17 protein-coding genes and 1 tRNA gene are annotated in these 16,434 nt (G+C 71.6%); 10 read left to right on the top strand and 8 right to left on the bottom strand.

From position 1 onward, the window contains the following. The first annotated feature begins 305 nt into the window (after positions 1 to 305). Complete coding sequence (locus tag MFF13_RS00385) at positions 306 to 884, top strand: hypothetical protein (protein ID WP_238270065.1); 579 nt, start codon at positions 306 to 308, stop codon at positions 882 to 884. Positions 885 to 1,166: 282 nt separating this feature from the next. Here the strand turns inward: MFF13_RS00385 and MFF13_RS00380 are convergent. The 3 genes from MFF13_RS00380 to MFF13_RS00370 all read right to left on the bottom strand — a co-directional run bounded on the left by MFF13_RS00380 (position 1,167) and on the right by MFF13_RS00370 (position 2,548). Further along, positions 1,167 to 1,241: transfer RNA gene (locus MFF13_RS00380), tRNA-Gly, on the bottom strand. 117 nt (positions 1,242 to 1,358) lie between these two features. Continuing rightward, complete coding sequence (locus MFF13_RS00375; RefSeq protein ID WP_147752871.1) at positions 1,359 to 1,835, bottom strand: NUDIX domain-containing protein; 477 nt, start codon at positions 1,833 to 1,835, stop codon at positions 1,359 to 1,361. A gap of 17 nt (positions 1,836 to 1,852) precedes the next feature. Beyond that, positions 1,853 to 2,548, bottom strand: coding sequence for a fumarylacetoacetate hydrolase family protein (locus tag MFF13_RS00370; RefSeq protein ID WP_238270064.1), 696 nt, complete (start codon positions 2,546 to 2,548; stop codon positions 1,853 to 1,855). A gap of 258 nt (positions 2,549 to 2,806) precedes the next feature. Between MFF13_RS00370 and MFF13_RS00365 the strand changes: the two genes are divergently transcribed. From MFF13_RS00365 to MFF13_RS00325, 9 genes are all read left to right on the top strand, one after another. Then, on the top strand, positions 2,807 to 4,270 hold the full coding sequence (locus tag MFF13_RS00365) for an FAD-binding oxidoreductase (protein WP_238270062.1): 1,464 nt from the start codon (positions 2,807 to 2,809) through the stop codon (positions 4,268 to 4,270). 322 nt (positions 4,271 to 4,592) lie between these two features. Beyond that, the gene (locus MFF13_RS00360) at positions 4,593 to 4,886 is read left to right on the top strand and encodes a DUF2218 domain-containing protein (RefSeq protein WP_147752874.1); all 294 of its coding nucleotides are present in this window, start codon (positions 4,593 to 4,595) and stop codon (positions 4,884 to 4,886) included. Between the two features lie 115 nt (positions 4,887 to 5,001). Beyond that, complete coding sequence (locus MFF13_RS00355; RefSeq protein ID WP_238270060.1) at positions 5,002 to 6,264, top strand: aminopeptidase; 1,263 nt, start codon at positions 5,002 to 5,004, stop codon at positions 6,262 to 6,264. Positions 6,265 to 6,328: 64 nt separating this feature from the next. Continuing rightward, on the top strand, positions 6,329 to 7,627 hold the full coding sequence (locus tag MFF13_RS00350; protein WP_238270058.1) for a beta-ketoacyl-ACP synthase: 1,299 nt from the start codon (positions 6,329 to 6,331) through the stop codon (positions 7,625 to 7,627). Then, complete coding sequence (locus MFF13_RS00345; protein ID WP_147828732.1) at positions 7,624 to 8,391, top strand: SDR family NAD(P)-dependent oxidoreductase; 768 nt, start codon at positions 7,624 to 7,626, stop codon at positions 8,389 to 8,391. The genes MFF13_RS00350 and MFF13_RS00345 overlap by 4 nt, the downstream gene beginning before the upstream one ends. A 2-nt stretch (positions 8,392 to 8,393) precedes the next feature. Next, on the top strand, positions 8,394 to 8,684 hold the full coding sequence (locus MFF13_RS00340; RefSeq protein WP_147828731.1) for an SH3 domain-containing protein: 291 nt from the start codon (positions 8,394 to 8,396) through the stop codon (positions 8,682 to 8,684). Between the two features lie 224 nt (positions 8,685 to 8,908). Beyond that, a complete protein-coding gene (locus tag MFF13_RS00335; protein ID WP_147828730.1) occupies positions 8,909 to 9,931 on the top strand; it encodes a zinc-binding dehydrogenase in 1,023 nt (340 codons plus the stop codon). A 120-nt stretch (positions 9,932 to 10,051) separates the two neighbouring features. Beyond that, positions 10,052 to 11,053 (top strand): lipid A biosynthesis lauroyl acyltransferase, encoded by a 1,002-nt coding sequence (locus MFF13_RS00330; protein WP_238270056.1) that lies wholly within the window; start codon positions 10,052 to 10,054, stop codon positions 11,051 to 11,053. Between the two features lie 4 nt (positions 11,054 to 11,057). Then, complete coding sequence (locus MFF13_RS00325; protein WP_238270054.1) at positions 11,058 to 11,825, top strand: DUF1223 domain-containing protein; 768 nt, start codon at positions 11,058 to 11,060, stop codon at positions 11,823 to 11,825. A 61-nt stretch (positions 11,826 to 11,886) separates the two neighbouring features. On the opposite strand, the gene tatC is transcribed toward MFF13_RS00325, so the two are convergent. The 5 genes from tatC to MFF13_RS00300 form a co-directional block, all read right to left on the bottom strand. Continuing rightward, positions 11,887 to 12,687: a twin-arginine translocase subunit TatC gene (tatC, locus tag MFF13_RS00320; protein WP_147752882.1), complete on the bottom strand. Its 801-nt coding sequence runs from the start codon at positions 12,685 to 12,687 to the stop codon at positions 11,887 to 11,889. A 3-nt stretch (positions 12,688 to 12,690) separates the two neighbouring features. Then, on the bottom strand, positions 12,691 to 13,257 hold the full coding sequence (gene tatB, locus MFF13_RS00315; RefSeq protein WP_238270053.1) for a Sec-independent protein translocase protein TatB: 567 nt from the start codon (positions 13,255 to 13,257) through the stop codon (positions 12,691 to 12,693). 91 nt (positions 13,258 to 13,348) lie between these two features. Beyond that, the gene (locus MFF13_RS00310) at positions 13,349 to 13,624 is read right to left on the bottom strand and encodes a twin-arginine translocase TatA/TatE family subunit (RefSeq protein ID WP_147752884.1); all 276 of its coding nucleotides are present in this window, start codon (positions 13,622 to 13,624) and stop codon (positions 13,349 to 13,351) included. Positions 13,625 to 13,783: 159 nt separating this feature from the next. After that, a complete protein-coding gene (gene nagZ, locus MFF13_RS00305) occupies positions 13,784 to 14,791 on the bottom strand; it encodes a beta-N-acetylhexosaminidase (protein ID WP_238270051.1) in 1,008 nt (335 codons plus the stop codon). A gap of 209 nt (positions 14,792 to 15,000) precedes the next feature. Then, entirely contained in the window at positions 15,001 to 16,410 is a 1,410-nt protein-coding gene (locus MFF13_RS00300) for an SPOR domain-containing protein (RefSeq protein WP_238270049.1), read from the bottom strand. Positions 16,411 to 16,434 lie beyond the last annotated feature (24 nt).

Below are 16,434 nucleotides of genomic sequence, written 5' to 3'. Positions count from 1 at the left end.
TCTGAGGGCTGAAACCTTGTGAATGGCCCCTCAAAGCCTTTGTGGAGGCTCCGTCGAGGTCGTTTGCTCGCTTTGTCGGGCCTTCCCGGGCCTTGGACCGCCCAAAGGGGCCTTCCGACAAAGCGAAAGTTACCGAAGCCCCTTCCCGCGGCACGGATCGCCTGGATAACGACCGATAAGGTCGATCCCTCAAATTCGAGCGATCATCTTCAAGATCAGTCAAGGTGAAGCAAATATTGCGAAGATCGATAAAGAAATAAGGTGGGGTCCGCTAAGGTTCTGGAAGGTTTTTCGGTACATCTAAGGTGCCTCTTCAACGAAGGAGGCACATCATTGCATTCCACCCCGACGATATCTCGGAAGACGAGACCGACCCCGACCTGCTCGTGGAGCTCATCGAGCTCGCGGACCAGTCCGGACGGGACCTGCTGCCCATCGCGCAGAGCGGTGGCGATGTCGACGCGTGGGTCGAGCGCTTCGTCAAGGCTCACGACCTGGTCTACTGCGTCTACCAGGATGCAAAGCGCCGGCATGGCCACGAGGCGTGGATCCTGAGCGGCGGACACGAACTGCTCGCGAGAGGCGCGGGCTGGAACCCGAAGATAGGCGCGATCCGCGTGGCCTCGCAGGAGGCCGCCGAGATGATGGCGGCCCATCACGGCGATTTCCGCAACTCCCCGTTCGTCACGGTCCCGCGCCTCACGCACATCGTGCTGATGAACGGAGGCGAAACGCTGAACGTGTTCTCCACGGGCAGTCCGGAGCCGCGACCGCTCCACCGGCGCGTGAAGGACGGCACGCTGGACAAGGCCGCGGTGAACGTCGCGGAGCGCCTGCGCCGCGAGAGGGCCCGGAAGCGCCGCGACCGGAAGCGGAACGGCTGACCCGACCTCGCGTGCGGCAGCGCACGCGATGGTGGCGGGCGTGACCTGGAACAGGACACGCGAGGGGTGGCAGCCTCCCCTCGCGACGTCACAGCCGGACCGGGCAAGCCACCCGCGGGTCATGAAATCCGCCGGGTGCATCAACTGGTAGGCGCTGTCGCCTTCACCCTGCCGGGGGTCTCCCGGGCGGGGTTTTCACACGTTTCGGCCCCAGTTACGGCCCCACAGCAAAAAGCCGCCCGGAGGCGGCTTTGCTAAGTCGTTCTATTTGCCTGGAAAATTTGGAGCGGGCGAAGGGATTCGAACCCTCGACCCCAACCTTGGCAAGGTTGTGCTCTACCCCTGAGCTACACCCGCTCACAATGCTGGTCCGCTGGAAACTCTCGTGCCCGGCGGCCCCGGCGGCGCTCTCTAAACACCATTCCAACCGGCGTTGCAAGCGCCCTCCGCGAGGATTTTTCGCGCCGCCGGTTCTCACCAGAGGTCGGCGGGCGGAAGGCCGTCGCGGATCTCGCGCAGGCGCGCCACCGTCGCGCGGGTGGTCGCGTCGGGGAGCGCGTCGAGGGCGAAGAAGGCGCAGGCCGCGATCTCGCGGTCGGGCCGCTTCTCGCCGAGCACCGTGAAGGCCGGGGCGACGTAGAGGGCGACGTGGTCGCGCGGCGACGCCGCGCGGTTGCGATAGAAGCCGTGCAGGCGCAGCGCCGCCCCCGGGGCGAGGGCGATCTCGGCCTCCTCGCGAAACTCGCGCGCCATCGCCTCCGGCGCGGTCTCGCCGCGCTCGACGCCGCCGCCGGGCAGCTGCCAGCCGGTGACGTAGGTGTGGCGCACGAGGCAGACGCGGCCTTGCGGGTCGAAGGCCGCGCCGCGGACGCCGAGCGTCATCCCGCGGGTCGCCAGCGCGCCGAGGTGGAACAGGCGGCGCGCCAGCGGCCGGTCGAGGAGCTTCGTCATCGGCGGGGCCCGGCCGCTCAGGCCACGTCCAGGACGATCTCGCCGAGGCCCGCGACGGCGCCGACCATGCGCTCGCCCCGGCGCACCGGGCTGACGCCGGCCGGCGTGCCGGTGAAGATCAGGTCGCCGGGCTGAAGCTCGAAATAGGCCGAGAGGTAGGCGATCTGCTCGGGCAACGACCAGATCATGTCGGCGAGGTCGCCGCGCTGTCGCTCTGCGCCGTCGACCGAGAGGGTGATCGGCCCCCGCGCCGGATGCCCGATCGCGGCGGCCGGGTGGATCGGGCCGATCGGCGCGGAAAAATCGGCGGCCTTGCCGAGGTCCCAGGGGCGGGCGAGCGCCTTGGCCTCGTCCTGAAGGTCGCGCCGGGTCATGTCGAGGCCGATGGCGTAGCCGTAGACGTGATCGAGGGCGGTCTCGACCGGGATGTCGCGCCCGCCGGTGGCGAGCGCGGCCACCAGCTCGATCTCGAAATGGTAGTTCTCGGTGCGCGGCGGATAGGGGTGGTGCGTCGGCTCGGATCCGCAGGCCTGGAGCGCGTCGGCGGGTTTCATGAAGAAGAACGGCGGCTCGCGGTCGGGGTCCTTCCCCATCTCGCGGGCATGCGCCGCGTAGTTGCGCCCGACGCAGTAGACCCGGCGTACCGGGAAGAGGTCTTCGCTGCCGGCGACCGGCAGGGCGATGCGGGGCGGGTTCGGGATGACGGACAGCATGGCGTGCCTCGTGAGACAGGGGCGGGTCGTCGTTCGGGCATTCGGTAGACCGCGCGCCCGCTGCGGCTAGAGCCACGCCGCATCGCGTTGCGACGAGCCATGGCTCTAGGCCTTTGTTACAACGTGCTTTCTTTCGCCGAACCGGTGTCCACTTCGGCGGAAAGCACTCTAGTCTTAGGCCAGCGACCGGTCCATGCCAGCCCGCAGCGTTTGCATCGCGGCCGCGTCCGCTCGAGAATCCCTGCCGAAGAATCGCCCATGACCGAACCCGCCCTCGCCCCGGCTCCTTCCGCCGACACCCTCCTCGAAGCCCTGCGCGCGCGCCTCGGAGCGGCCCACGTGCTGACCGCCCCGTCCGACCTCGACCCGTATCTCGTGGAGTCGCGAAAACTCTATCGCGGCTCGGCGCTCGCTGCCGTGCGACCGGGCTCGACAGAGGAGGTCGCCTTCGTGGTCGAGGCCTGCGCGGCCGCCGGCGTCGCGGTGGTGGCGCAGGGGGGCAACACCGGGCTCGTCGGCGGCGGCGTGCCGCATGGCGGCGTGGTGCTGTCGCTGGCGCGGATGAACCGCATCGTGTCGCTCGATCCCGTGAACGCGAGCATCGTGGTCGAGGCCGGCGCGATCCTCGCCGACGTGCAGGACGCGGCCGACGCCGCCGGGCTGCTGTTCCCGCTCTCCTATGCCTCGCGCGGGTCCGCGCGCATCGGCGGGGCGCTGGCCTGCAATTCCGGCGGCATCGCCGTGCTGGCCTACGGCAACGCCCGCGACCTCGTCCTCGGGCTCGAGGTGGTGCTCGCCGACGGCCGGGTGTGGAACGGCCTGAAGGCCTTGCGCAAGAACAACGCCGGCTACGACCTCAAGCACTTGTTCGTCGGCTCCGAGGGCACGCTCGGCATCATCACGATGGCGGTGCTCAAGCTGTTCCCGAAGCCAGCCTCGCGCACGGTCGGCTTCGTCGGGCTGCCCTCGGTGCGGGTCGCGCTCGACCTGTTCGCGCGCCTGCGCAAGCGCGCCGACCGGGATCTCACCGCCTTCGAGTTCATCCCGCCGGTCGGGCTCGACATGGTGCTGCGGCACATGCCCGGCACGGTGCGGCCGCTGGCCGGCGCGCACGGCGCCTACGCGCTGATCGAGCTCGCCTCCGCCCGGCCCGACGCCGACACCCGGGCCGAGCTCGAGGCGGCGCTCTCGGACGCAATCGAGGACGGGCTCGTCGAGGACGCGACCCTCGGGGCGAGCGAGGCGCAGAACCTCGGGCTCTGGGCGTTGCGCGAGCACCTCTCGGATGCGCAGGGCTACGAGGGCGGCTCGATCAAGCACGACGTGTCGGTGCCGCTGTCGCGGCTCGCCGACTTCGTCGAGCAGGCGAGCGCGGCCTGCGAGGCGGCGATGCCGGGCCTTCGCGTCTGCGCCTTCGGCCATGTCGGCGACGGCAACATGCACTTCAACCTCAGCCAGCCGGTCGGCATGGACAAGGCCGCGTTCCTCGGCGCCTGGGCCGACTTCAACCGCATCGTCCACGACATCGTGACCGCGATGGACGGCTCGATCGCCGCCGAGCACGGCGTCGGCCTGATCAAGCGCGACGAGCTGCAGCATTACGGCGACCCGGTCGCCCTCGACCTGATGCGGGCGATCAAGGCCGGCCTCGACCCGCAGGATCGCCTCAATCCCGGCAAGGTCGTCGCCCTGTCGTCCGACCCGCAGCCCGCCCTGCCCTGACGTTCCGCGTCGCGGACTGCCGAGGCGGGTGGAATTCCATTGTGCGACGCACCATCTGTTGCCATGATGCATGACGCATCGCGCCATAAATCGGCTCATCGGCCGGTCCAAGGTGCGACTCGCGACCGGCCGGAGTCAGGCCGGGAGCGTGCGGGTTTCCCTGCGTTAGCCGGGCGTTAACGGCTGAGGTTGCGTTTGGAACGTGGACCTCGGTCGCGCGGCCGGCAGCAGGGTCCGGCACTTGCTTGGGCCAGCGGCGGGTCTTCGCAGACGCGAAGACGGCGGCCGGCCCGCGATGTGACGTTTCAAGGAGACGATCGAGATGCCCACCTCTCAGGCCCGCGTGCAGACCGCCGAGGCGAGCCGCTACCTGCAGCAGCTCTGCCGCCACTGGAGCCACAAGTTCCCGGTGTCCGCGACCCCCGAGCACGGCACCGTGCCGTTCGGCGAGGACCGGGTCTGCACCTTCGACGCCGAGCCCGACGCCCTGTTGATGCGGATCGCCACCTCCGATCCCGCCGGGCTGACCCGCCTGGAGAACGTCGTCTCCGATCACCTGATGCGCTTCGCCTTCCGCGAGAGCCTCGGCGAGATCACGTGGTCGCGCGCCGCCTGAACCGGTCGCGCGCCGCCTGATCTGGTCGCGCACCGCCTGATCCGTTAGACCCCGCACCGATCTTGCAGGGCTCGATCCTGCACGACAGGATCGGACGTCACGGGAGAGGGTCGCGATGAACGCGCATGCTGAGCCGCCGGTCGTGGGATCGACGCAAGGGGAGCGGCTCGACCGGCTCGCCACCGTGGCCGTCCGGGTCGGCCTCAACCTACAGCCCGGGCAGGAACTGGTCCTGACCGCGCCGCTCGAGGCGCTGCCGCTGGCCCGCGCCATCACGGCGGAGGCCTACCGGGCCGGCGCCTCCCTGGTGACCACGCTCCTCGGCGACGACGTCGCGACGCTCGCGCGCTTCGCGCATGCCCCCGACGCCGCCTTCGACAAAGCCGCCGGCTGGCTCTATTCGGGCATGGCGGAGGCCTACCGCAACGGGGCCGCCCGCCTCGCGATCAGCGGCGACGACCCGTCGCTGCTCTCGGCCCAGGACCCGGAGAAGGTCGCCCGCGCCAACAGGTCGCGCTCCAAGGCCTACGTGCCGGCGCTGGAACTGATCGCCAACTTCGCCACCAACTGGACCATCGTCTCGGCGGCGACCCCGGCCTGGGCGCGCACCGTGTTCCCCGACCTCCCCGAGGCGGAGGCCGTCGCCCGGCTCTGGGACGCGGTGTTTTCCGCCTCCCGCGTCGACGGCCCGGACCCGGTCGCCGCCTGGAGCGCGCACAACGCCCACCTCCACGCGCGCAAGGACCTGCTGAACGGCCACCGCTTCTCGGCGATCCGCTTCCGCGGGCCGGGCACCGACCTCACCGTCGGCCTTGCCGACGACCACGAATGGTGCGGCGGCGCGGCGACCTCGCGCAGCGGCATCACCTGCAACGCCAACATCCCGACGGAAGAGGTCTTCACCACGCCGCACCGGGCGCGGGTCGAGGGCCACGTCACCAGCACCAAGCCGCTCTCGTACCAGGGCACGCTGATCGAGGGCATCCAGGTGCGGTTCGCCGAAGGCCGCATCGTCGAGTCGGCGGCGAGCCGCGGCGGCGACGTGCTTGCCCGGGTGCTGGACACTGACGAGGGCGCCCGCCGCCTCGGCGAGGTCGCGCTGGTGCCGGCCTCCTCGGCGATCTCGGCCTCCGGGCTCTTGTTCTACAACACGCTCTACGACGAGAACGCCGCGAGCCACATCGCGCTCGGCCAGGCCTACTCGAAGTGCTTCGTGGGCGGCGGCGCGGACTTCTCCGAGGACGACCTTGCGGCCCGCGGCGCCAACCGCAGCCTGATCCACATCGACTGGATGATCGGCTCGGGCGAGGTCGACGTGGACGGCGTCGGCGCCGACGGGCAGTCGGTGCCGGTGATGCGCCGGGGCGAGTGGGCCTGACGGCCAAGTCCGATCCGTCACGGCGCGGGATGCACGGCCGAAAAAAACCGATTAAGACGGCGCCATGGCAGCACATTCCCCGGCCGGACACCCCCATCGCGACGCAAGCGGCCGCCCGCTCGTCGCCGTCACCGGGCTCGGCATCGTCTCCTCCCTCGGGCACGGCCAGGACGCGACCTGGACCGCCCTGACGCAGGGGCGATCCGGCATCCACGCGATCGCGCGCTTCCCCACCGACGGCCTGCGCACCCGCATCGCCGGCACGGTCGACTTCCTCGACACCGACCCGCTGGTCGCCCCCGCCCTGTCCGAGCGCTTCGCCCGCGTGGCGGCCGAGGAGGCGGTGGCGCAGGCGGGCCTCGGCTCGGCCGGCGACTTCCCCGGCGCGCTGTTCATCGCGGTGCCGCCGGTCGAGATGGAGTGGCCGCAGCGCAAGGCCCTGGCGGAGGCCTGCGGCGGCGACGGGCCGGTGACCTATGCCGGCCTGCAGCAGGCGGCGGCGTCCCGCAGCTTCGACGCGTGGCACGACCTCTTCATCTTCGGCACGGTGGCCGACCGCATCGCCGAGCGCTTCGGCACCAAGGGCTCGCCGATCTCGCTCTCCACCGCCTGCTCGTCGGGCGCCACCGCGATCCAACTCGGCGTCGAGGCGATCCGCCGCGGCGAGATGCAGGCGGCGCTCTGCATCGGCACCGACGGGTCGGTGAACCCGGAATCGCTGATCCGCTTCTCGCTGCTCTCGGCGCTCTCGACCCAGAACGATCCGCCGGAGACGGCCTCGAAGCCGTTCTCGAAGAACCGCGACGGCTTCGTCATGGGCGAAGGCGCGGCGGCCCTGGTCCTGGAGGATGCGGCCTCGGCCGTGGCGCGCGGCGCGAAGATCCTCGGCTACGTGCTCGGCTGCGGCGAGAAGGGCGACGGCTTCCATCGCACCCGCTCCAGCCCCGACGGCGCGCCGATCATCGCGGCGATCCGTGCCAGCCTCGACGACGCCGGGATCGGGCCGGAGGCGATCGACACCGTCAACGCCCACGGCACCTCGACCCCCGAGAACGACCGCATGGAGGCGATGGGCCTGATGGCGGTGTTCGGGGAGGGCGCGGCGCGCATCCCCGTCACCTCGAACAAGTCGATGCTCGGCCACACCCTGACCGCCGCGGGCGCGATCGAGGCCGTGATCTCGCTGCTGACGATCCGGCACGGGCGCATCCCGCCGACGATCAACTACACCGTGCCGGACCCGGCGATCCCGCTCAACATCGTCACCGCGGCGCGCGACGTGCCGGTCTCCCGCGTGCTCTCGAATTCGTTCGGCTTCGGCGGGCAGAACACCTGCCTCGTGCTCGGCTCCGAGCCCGCATGAGCGCGGAAGCCAACGCGGATCGTCGCGTCCTCGTCACCGGCGGCGCCTCGGGGCTCGGCGCGGCGATCGTGCGGGCGGCCGCCGCCGCCGGCCACGGGGTCGACTTCACCTACCGCGCCTCCCAGGCCCCGGCCGAGGCGCTGCTCGCCGAGTTGCGCGAGCGCCATCCGGATGCGCGCTTCAAGGCGGTTTCGCTCGATCTCGCCGACCGCGGCGCCCTCGACGCCTTCTGCGAGGCGGCCGAGGCGGAGAGCTATTACGGCTTCGTGCACAATGCCGGCCAATCCTACGACGCGCTCGCCGCGATGCTCGACCAGGACCGGGCCGAGGCGCTGATGCAGGTCAACTTCTTCTCGCTGACGCGGATCGCCAAAAGCCTCGTGCGCGGCATGACCCGCGCGCGCGCCGGGCGCATCGTGGCGATCGGCTCGGTGGCGGCACTCCGCGCCAACACCGGCAACGCGGCTTACGCCGCGACCAAGGGCGCGCTGATCGCCTATTGCCGGACGCTCGCGATCGAGTCGGCCAAGCGCGGCGTCACCGTCAACGTCATCGCGCCGGGCTTCATCGACACGCCGATGATGGCCGGTTACGCCGCCCACCGCGCCGGCATGGAGCGCCAGATCCCCGCCGGCCGCTTCGCCGACCCGGCCGAGGTGGCGGCGCTCGCGGCGTTCCTCTTGGCCGGCCCCGCCGCCTACGTCACCGGTGCGGTCCTGCCGGTCGACGGCGGCCTGACGGCGATGATGGGCGTCCACCGCTGACCATGCGCGCGTCCCGCCACGTCCCGGCCGCCCTCGCCGGCCTGCTGCTCAGCTTCAGCACGGGTGCCGTGCGGGCCGATCCGGTCCCCTACCGCGTCGACGGCCTGCCGCGGGGCGAGACGCTGAGCATCCGCGCCGAGCCAGACCCCTCCGCCGAGGTGGTCGGCGAGATCCGTGCCCGCGCGCTGGTCGCAGGCTGCACCAACGACACGCCGAGCCGCACCACGTGGTGCCGGGTCAAGGTCGGCCGGACCGTGGGCTGGGCGCGGCGACGCTATCTCGCGCCGGAATAAACCCGGCTTGATGCTCCGGCGCGAAACGCCGTGCTAAACCCCACCCCGCGCCCTCATCCTGAGGTGCCGGAGCGAAGCGGAGGCCTCGAAGGAGGCAACCGGGGATCGCTTCGCTCTCCGGAGGGCTCCTTCGAGGCCCGCCGACGCGGGCGCCTCAGGATGAGGGCGTGAATGGGATCGGCCGAGATCCGGATGGGGTCGGCCCAGCGTTTGAAAGTCATCCGATGCAAGCCCTGCAACTCTTCGGCGACCGCGACCTGCGCTTGACCGAGGTCGAGGCGCCCCCTCCCCCCGGCCCCGGCGAGGTCCGGGTCCGCGTCCGCGCGGTCGGCCTGAACTTCATCGACGTCTGGGGCTTTCGCGGCATGGCCTTCGCCAAGCGGCGCCTGCCGCTGACCGTCGGCGCGGAGGCCGCGGGCGAGATCGCCGAGATCGGCGAGGGCGTCGAAGGGCTCAAAGTCGGCGACAAGGTCGCGCTCTACGGCGCCATGACCTGCGGCCGATGCCGCGCCTGCCGCGAGGGTCGCGACAACCTCTGCGAGGATGTCGGCGGTGTGATGGGCTTCCACATCGACGGCTTCGCCCGCGAGTTCGTCATCATGCCGGCCCGGCTCGTGGTGAAGGTGCCCGACGCCGTCAGCCTCACCGACGCGGCCTGCGCCGGCATCGCCTTCGGCACGGTTCAGCACATGCTGTTCGACAACGCCAAGCTGGAGCCGGGCGAGAGCATCCTGGTCCATGCCGGCGGCTCGGGGATCGGCACCGCGGCGATCCGCATGGCCAAGGCGATCGGCTGCACCGTCTACACGACGGTGGGCGACGACGAGAAGGGCGCCAAGGCCGCCGAGCTCGGCGCCGACCACGTCGTCAACTACCGCACCGAACGCTTCGAGGGCGAGGTCCGCCGCCTGACCAAGCGCAAGGGCGTGGACGTGGTGTTCGAGCATGTCGGGCCCGACACCTGGAACGGCTCGCTGCTCTGCCTCAAGCGCGGCGGCCGGCTCGTCACCTGCGGCTCGACCTCCGGCGTCTCGACCACCATGAATTTGATGCAGCTGTTCCAGCAGCAATACCGCATCACCGGCTCGTTCGGCTGCCGGCTCGCCAACATTGCGCAATCGCTGGACAAGATGGCGGCCGGCATCCGGCCCGTCGTCGACACGGTCTATCCTCTGGCGGATTTCGCTCAGGGGCTCGAACGGCTGGAATCGCGCAAGGTCTTCGGCAAGATCCTGGTGAGCTTCTGACGCCCTCCCCTCTCGCGACGAAATGATCTAAGCCCGCGGAATCTCCCGTGGGCGTTTCGTTCCGCGGCGCCTCCCGCCCTCCCCGCCTCGACGGGACGGCCCGCACCCGAGAGTGACCCGTTGCTGCGCCTCGCCCTGACCCTGAAGCGCAACCTGCCGCGGCTCGCGGGCTTCGCGATGCTGCCGTTGATCCGCACGGTGTTCTGGCTGTCGCGCATCCTCGGTCCCGAGCGGGCGGGCGACGCCGGCGGCGCGCTTCTGCGCGCGATCGGGCCGTGGCTGCCCTCGCACAGGACCGCGCTCGCGAACCTGCGCGCCGCCTTCCCCGACGCGTCCGAGGCCGAGATCCGAGGCATCGCGCGCTCCGCCTGGGACAACCTCGGCCGCACCGGCGCCGAATACGCCCACCTCGACACGCTGTTCGACTTCGACCCCGCCGACCCGGCGACCCAGCGCATGCAGGTCGAGGGCCTGGAGCACTTCCTGGCGTTGCGCGACGACGGCCAGCCGGGCCTGGTGTTCTCGGCGCATCTGGCGAACTGGGAGCTGCCGGCGATCTGCGCGGCGAAGTTCGATCTCGAGACCACGGCGGTGTTCCGCGCGCCGAACAATCCGGCCGCCGCCCGGCTGGTGCAGGAGGTGCGGCGCAAGACCATGGGGGGCTTGGCCGCCTCCGGCCCCGGCGGCGCCTTCGCGATGCAGGGCGTGGTCGAGCGCGGCGGCCATCTCGGGCAGCTGATCGACCAGCACTTCACCCGCGGCGTCGTGGTGTCGTTCTTCGGGCGCCCCTGCCTCGCGAACCCGCTGCTCGCCAAGCTCGCCCGCCATTACGATTGCCCGGTCCACGGCTCGCGGGTGGTGCGGCTCCCGAACGGCCGTTTCCGGCTCGAGCTGACCCCGCCCCTCGACCTGCCCCGCGACGCGGACGGGGCGATCGAGATCGCCGGCGCGATGCAGGCGATGACAACAATCGTCGAGGGCTGGGTGCGCGAGAATCCCGGCCAGTGGCTGTGGATGCATCGGCGCTGGCGCCCGAACATGCTGCCGAAGCCGCGCGTTCGGTTGGGCGGTGGGACTCAAGCCAACGTGATTTCCCAGCCGGCGTCCGGTGCGCTCTCCTGAGGCGATGACGGAGACCCGCGTCCGTTCCCATGCGCCCGCCCGGCTCCGCGCCCTCCTCGCGGCGCTGACCCTCGGCATGTCGTGCCGTCCGGCGGCGGCCGAGCCCTTGCGGGCGGTCGTCGAGCTGTTCACCAGCCAGGGATGCGCCGCATGCCGCTCGGCGGACCCGGTGATCGGCGACCTCGCGCGCCAGCCCGGCATCCTCGCGCTCACCCTGCCGGTGACCTACTGGGACTACCTCGGCTGGAAGGACACCCTGGCCCAGCGCCCGTTCGGCGAGCGCCAGCACGGCTATTCCGGGGTCCACGGGGCGCGACAGATGTTCACGCCGCAGGCCGTCATCAACGGCTCGGCCTCGACCGTCGGCTCCGATCGGCCGGCGCTGGAAAAGCTGCTGCGCGAGTCGAGCGCCCGCGGCGGCCTCTCCGTCCCGGTCCGCGGCGAGGAGCGGGACGAGCGCATCGTGATCGAGATCGGGGCCGAGCCGGCGCCGAAGGCCGAGCTCAAGGGGGACGTCTGGCTGGTGCCGGTCCTGCGCAGCCGCCCGGTCGCGATCGGCGGCGGCGAGAACCGCGGCCGCACCGCGACCTACGTCAACGTCGTGCGCGGGATGCAGCGCCTCGGCCCCTGGACGGGCCAGGCGGTGCGGTTCGAGGTGCCCCGCGCAGCCGCCCGTGTCGGCGAGGCCGACGCCTGGGTCGTGGTGGTCCAGGGCTCGAAGGGCGGGCGCCCCGGCCGGATCTACGGCGCCGCCAAGGGGCCTGGCCTCTGAGGAGGCGACCTGCTCCGCAAGGCGGCGCCTGCCTCGTGGTCCGACAGGCGTTCGCGCGGCCCTAGGGGTCGAGCCCTTCGGCGATGCGGCGGCGGGCGCGCAGCTTTTCCATGCGCGACACCGAGAACACCGAGGCCTCGTAGAGCAGCAGCATCGGCAGGGCGAGGGAGAGCTGCGAGATCACGTCCGGCGGCGTCAGCACGGCGGCGGCGACGAAGACCAGGACGATCGCGTAGCGCCGCTTCTCGCGCAGGAACTTGGCGTCGATGATGCCGACCTGCCCGAGCAGGGTCAGGATCACCGGCAGCTGGAAGGCGATGCCGAAGGCGAAGATCAACGTCATGATCAGCGAGAGGTACTCGTCGACCTTCGGCAGCAGCGCGATCGTCGGCTCGCCCGCGACGCCGACCTGCTGCAGCGACACCGAGAACTTGATCAGCAGCGGCATCGCCAGGAAGAACACCACCAGCGCGCCCAGGATGAAGAACACCGGCGTGGCGACGAGGTAGGGCATGAAGGCCTTGCGCTCGTTCCGGTACAGGCCCGGCGCAACGAAGGCGTAGATCTGCGTCGCGATCACCGGGAAGGCGAGGAACGCCGCGCCGAAGACGCTGAGCTTGATGTTGGTGAACACCTGCTCGAGGAAGTGGGTCGCGATGAGCTTTGCGTTCTCGACCCCGACGATCGAGACGTAGGGGTGGACGAGGATGTTGTAGATCTCGCGCGAGAAGAAGAAGCATCCGAAGAACATCACCACGAAGGCGATCAGCGACTTGATCAGCCGCGCGCGCAATTCGATCAGGTGGTCGAGGAGCGGCGCCCGCGACGCCTCGATCTCGGCCTCGTCCGTCTGGTCGATCATCGCTTAATGGCCTGCGGCCGGTGCGGAGGGGGCCGGCCCGTGCGGCGCCGGCGCCGGATCGGGGGCTGGGCCGTAGGGGTCGTCGACGGACCCGGGAACCGGGGGCGCCGCGGGAGCGGCCGCGATCTCGGTCGCGTGCTGGGCGGTCGTCTGCGCGACAGGTTGATCGAGCGCCTTCGGCACGTCGTAGGCGCCGCCCCCGGAGGCCGGCGTCTCACTTTCGGCCGCCTTCAACTGCGCCGTCGCGTCGGCCAAGGTCGCGGCGCTCGGCTTCGGCGCACGTGCCTCGACGGCGCCCTTCAGCTCGTCGCGGATGGTCTGGACCGGGTTGAAGCCGCCACTCGCGTTGCGCACCGTGTCGCGGATGCCGTCGACCTCCTTGCGGACGTCGTCGAGCTCCGCCTCGCGGATCGCCTCGTTGAACTGCATCTGGAACTCGCCCGCCATGCGGCGGACCTTCCGCGTCACCTGGCCCACGGTGCGCAGGGCCTTCGGCAGGTCCTTCGGCCCGATGACGATGAGGGCGACGCCGCCGATCAGCATCACCTCCCCCCAGCTCATGTCCAGCATGTCGTCGACGGTCCTGCAGCCTCGGACCCGTCGCCACGGCGCCGACGGGACTCGGGAAATGAGCCGTGCACCCTCTCGGGTGCGGGCCTCCTCAGACGGGCTTGCGCTCGCCTTGCGGCAGGTGGCTCGCGGGGATCGCGGTGCCGGGGCTGGTCTCGGCCGCATGCGGGATGGTGCGGACGGGCTCGGACGGGGCCACCGGCGGCGTCGCGGCCTGCGTCGGCGTCTCGTCCTCGGCCATGCCCTTCTTGAAGGCCTTGATGCCCTTGGCGACGTCGCCCATCAGGTCCGACACCTTGCCGCGTCCGAACAGCAGCATGACGATGACGGCGACGACGACCCAGTGCCAGATACTCATGCTGCCCATGGCAACCTCCTGCGCCACGAGCCACGCATCGTTACGAGACGTGTCCGCGACGGCCCATGTCCGCGGTGGAATTTCAGCCGGAACCTAGGGACCGCGCCGGGTTAACACAAGCGGTCAATCCCGCGCGGGAGGGGCGAACCCATGCGCCGCCGGCAACGGTCAGGCGGCCTGCGCCAGGGCCGCGGCGAATTGCGCGCGGGCGAGCTGGAGGTCGAAGCCGTCGCGACCGTGGTCGAGCCGGGCGAGCGCGGCCTCGGCGCGGCGCAGGGCGTCGCCTTCCAGCGCCGGCGTCCCCTCGGCGACGGCGCGCATCTCGTCCGCGTCGCCGTTGCAATGGAGCGCCACGTCGATGCCGGCTGCGAAGGCCGCCTCCGCCCGCGCCCGGAACGGACCGGTCAGCGCGTGCATCGAGAGGTCGTCGGTCATCAGCAGGCCGTCGAAGCCGATCGCGCCGCGGATCACGTCGGCGATCACGGTCCGCGACTGGGTGGCGGGCCGGTCGGGGTCGATCTGCGTGAACACCACGTGGGCGCTCATCGCCATCGGCAGGTCGGCGAGCGTGCGGAAGGGCCCGAAGTCCTGGGCGGCCAGGGATTCCAGGCTGGCCTCGACGACCGGAAGGCCGTGATGGCTGTCGCAGGCGGCGCGGCCGTGCCCGGGGATGTGCTTCATCACCGGGAGCACCCCGCCGGCCATCAGGCCCTCGGCCACCGCCCGGCCGATCTCGGCCACTTGGCTCGGCGTCGTGGCGTAGGCGCGGTCGCCGATGATGTCGTGGGCGCCGGGCTCCGGCACGTCGAGGACGGGCGCGCAGTCGACGTTGATGCCGACCTCGGAAAGGTCGTGCGCCATCAGGCGCGCGCCGAGCCGCGCCATCGCGGTCGCCGCCCCGTCGAGCCGGCGGAAGCGTCCGCCCGCCGGATAGGCCGGCCAGTGCGGCGGCCCCATGCGCTGCACCCGGCCGCCCTCCTGGTCGATCAGGATCGGCGCGTCGTCCCGGCCGATCGTCGCCCGCAGCGACGCGGTCAGCGCGCGGACCTCGTCCGGCGTGCCGATGTTGCGCTTGAACAGGATGAAGCCCCAGGGGCGCACGTCCCGGAAGAAGGCGGTCTCCTCCGCCGACAGGGTCTTGCCGGCGCAGCCGAGGATGAGGGCACGGGAGGTCATCGGCGACGGTCTTCCCGGAAGGGGGGGTGAAGTTGTCAGGACCCGTGAGCGGGCGAATCCGCCGGGAAGCGTCCGACGGGACCGCCCCGCGCCGCAAGCCCGAACCGTGGCCTCGGCCGGCGGCGGGGCCGGACGGCGGAGAAGTGTTGCGGCGGCGACTCAGGCGGGCCGCCGACGGGTCGGCGGCCCAAGTTGCGGTTCAGATCACATCAGTTCTTGGCGACGAAGCACTGGCCGCCGGCGCCCTGGAGCTCGGTGCAGAGGCTGGTGGCCTCGGCCTTGGCGAGCGGCCCGACGCGGACGCGGAAGATCGTCTTGCCGTTGACCTCGGCCTGGCGGATCAGCTCCGGCTTGCCGGCGAGCTGGCCGTACTTGCCCTGCATCTCGCGGAACGCGGCCTGCGCATCCTTGGCGCTGGTGCGCACGCCGAGCTGGACCGAGAACCCGCCGACGGCGGCGGTGCTGACGGTCGCGGTCGTCGCCGGAGCCTCGACGGGGGCGGAGGCCTCCGGTGCGACGGCGGCGACGCGCTGGGGCGCCTTCGGTTTGGCCGGCTGCGGCACGACCGCAGCGGGCGTGCGCTCGGCGGCCGGCGCCTGCACGGCGGCGGGCGGCGGCTGCTGGGTCACGGTCTGGGTCGGCATCTGCGGCGTCGCCCCCGCCGCCATCCGGCCGGGCTTGGCGCGGGCGGCCGGCGCGTCGTCGCCCGGCAGCGTCATGGTCGGGACCGGCGAAATCGGGGCCGCCTCGGCCTGTGCCTCGCGCTGGGCCGCCGGGGGCGGCGTATCCGGCCGCACCACGACGGTGCGGACCTTGCGGGGCTGGCCGAACGCGTCGAACGAGGCCGAGCCCGGGGTGACGTTGGCGGTCTCGCCGCGATCCTGCGCCGAGCGCTCCTGGCCCTGCGCCGCGCGGGCGGCCTGGGCCACGTCGAGGGGCTGCTCCTCGCGGTTGACGATGCGGATCTGGCTGTCCTTGGCCTTGGGCTCGTAGATCTGGCGGTTCTGGTCCGGGATCTCGACGCCGTCGGCGACCTTCGGCGCGACCTTCACCGGCGAGGTGTCGGCCTGGACCACCGGGACGCCGCCGCCGCCGCCGCCGCCGTGCCGCAGGGTCTTGTAGGTCACCGCGCCGGTGACGGCGACGAGGACGACGGCGACGCCCGCGCCGACCTTGACCAGGCGGTTGCGCGGCTTCACCCGCTTGAGGCTGCGCTGGTCGTAGGCCTCGGCGTCGCCCGCCTCGTTCTGGTAGGCCTCGGCTTCGGCGTAGCGCGCCTGCTGCTCGGACCCGTGATCGACGGAGGCGAGGTACTGGTCGAAGGCGTCGGCCGGGGCGTTGCGCTGCGGCTCGGCGTAGGCGGCGGCCGCGGGCGCGAAGCTCGGCTCCTGGCGGCCGCGGTGGGCGGCGCCCTGCGTCTGCGCCGCCGGCTCGCGCCGGTCGTCGCGGGCGGCGAGCAGCGCGCGGAAGGGGTCGTCCTGCCCGACGATGCGGGCGAGTTCCGCCAGCGGGTCGGGCTTCTGCGCGGCCGGCTCGGCCCCACGCGGGGCCGGCGAGGGCTGCTGTAGATCGCGCGCGAAGGCGTCGAAGTCGACAGGCGCGCGCGAAGCGTTCGTCATGGCAGCATCCTCATCCTACGCCGA

The organism is Methylobacterium cerastii (assembly GCF_022179125.1).
Taxonomy (GTDB): Bacteria; Pseudomonadota; Alphaproteobacteria; order Rhizobiales; family Beijerinckiaceae; genus Methylobacterium; species Methylobacterium cerastii.
Note: the sequence above shows the minus strand (reverse complement) of the source record. Positions and strands in the feature narration are given on the sequence as shown.

What these genes read in the sequence shown, in the direction of transcription:
- MFF13_RS00375 (WP_147752871.1), bottom strand. Translation starts at nt 1,835, where the DNA reads ATGACGAAGCTCCTCGACCGGCCGCTGGCGCGCCGCCTGTTCCACCTC.
- MFF13_RS00370 (WP_238270064.1), bottom strand. Translation starts at nt 2,548, where the DNA reads ATGCTGTCCGTCATCCCGAACCCGCCCCGCATCGCCCTGCCGGTCGCC.
- MFF13_RS00365 (WP_238270062.1), top strand. Translation starts at nt 2,807, where the DNA reads ATGACCGAACCCGCCCTCGCCCCGGCTCCTTCCGCCGACACCCTCCTC.
- MFF13_RS00360 (WP_147752874.1), top strand. Translation starts at nt 4,593, where the DNA reads ATGCCCACCTCTCAGGCCCGCGTGCAGACCGCCGAGGCGAGCCGCTAC.
- MFF13_RS00355 (WP_238270060.1), top strand. Translation starts at nt 5,002, where the DNA reads ATGAACGCGCATGCTGAGCCGCCGGTCGTGGGATCGACGCAAGGGGAG.
- MFF13_RS00350 (WP_238270058.1), top strand. Translation starts at nt 6,329, where the DNA reads ATGGCAGCACATTCCCCGGCCGGACACCCCCATCGCGACGCAAGCGGC.
- MFF13_RS00345 (WP_147828732.1), top strand. Translation starts at nt 7,624, where the DNA reads ATGAGCGCGGAAGCCAACGCGGATCGTCGCGTCCTCGTCACCGGCGGC.
- MFF13_RS00340 (WP_147828731.1), top strand. Translation starts at nt 8,394, where the DNA reads ATGCGCGCGTCCCGCCACGTCCCGGCCGCCCTCGCCGGCCTGCTGCTC.
- MFF13_RS00335 (WP_147828730.1), top strand. Translation starts at nt 8,909, where the DNA reads ATGCAAGCCCTGCAACTCTTCGGCGACCGCGACCTGCGCTTGACCGAG.
- MFF13_RS00325 (WP_238270054.1), top strand. Translation starts at nt 11,058, where the DNA reads ATGACGGAGACCCGCGTCCGTTCCCATGCGCCCGCCCGGCTCCGCGCC.
- tatC (WP_147752882.1), bottom strand. Translation starts at nt 12,687, where the DNA reads ATGATCGACCAGACGGACGAGGCCGAGATCGAGGCGTCGCGGGCGCCG.
- tatB (WP_238270053.1), bottom strand. Translation starts at nt 13,257, where the DNA reads ATGCTGGACATGAGCTGGGGGGAGGTGATGCTGATCGGCGGCGTCGCC.
- MFF13_RS00310 (WP_147752884.1), bottom strand. Translation starts at nt 13,624, where the DNA reads ATGGGCAGCATGAGTATCTGGCACTGGGTCGTCGTCGCCGTCATCGTC.
- nagZ (WP_238270051.1), bottom strand. Translation starts at nt 14,791, where the DNA reads ATGACCTCCCGTGCCCTCATCCTCGGCTGCGCCGGCAAGACCCTGTCG.
- MFF13_RS00300 (WP_238270049.1), bottom strand. Translation starts at nt 16,410, where the DNA reads ATGACGAACGCTTCGCGCGCGCCTGTCGACTTCGACGCCTTCGCGCGC.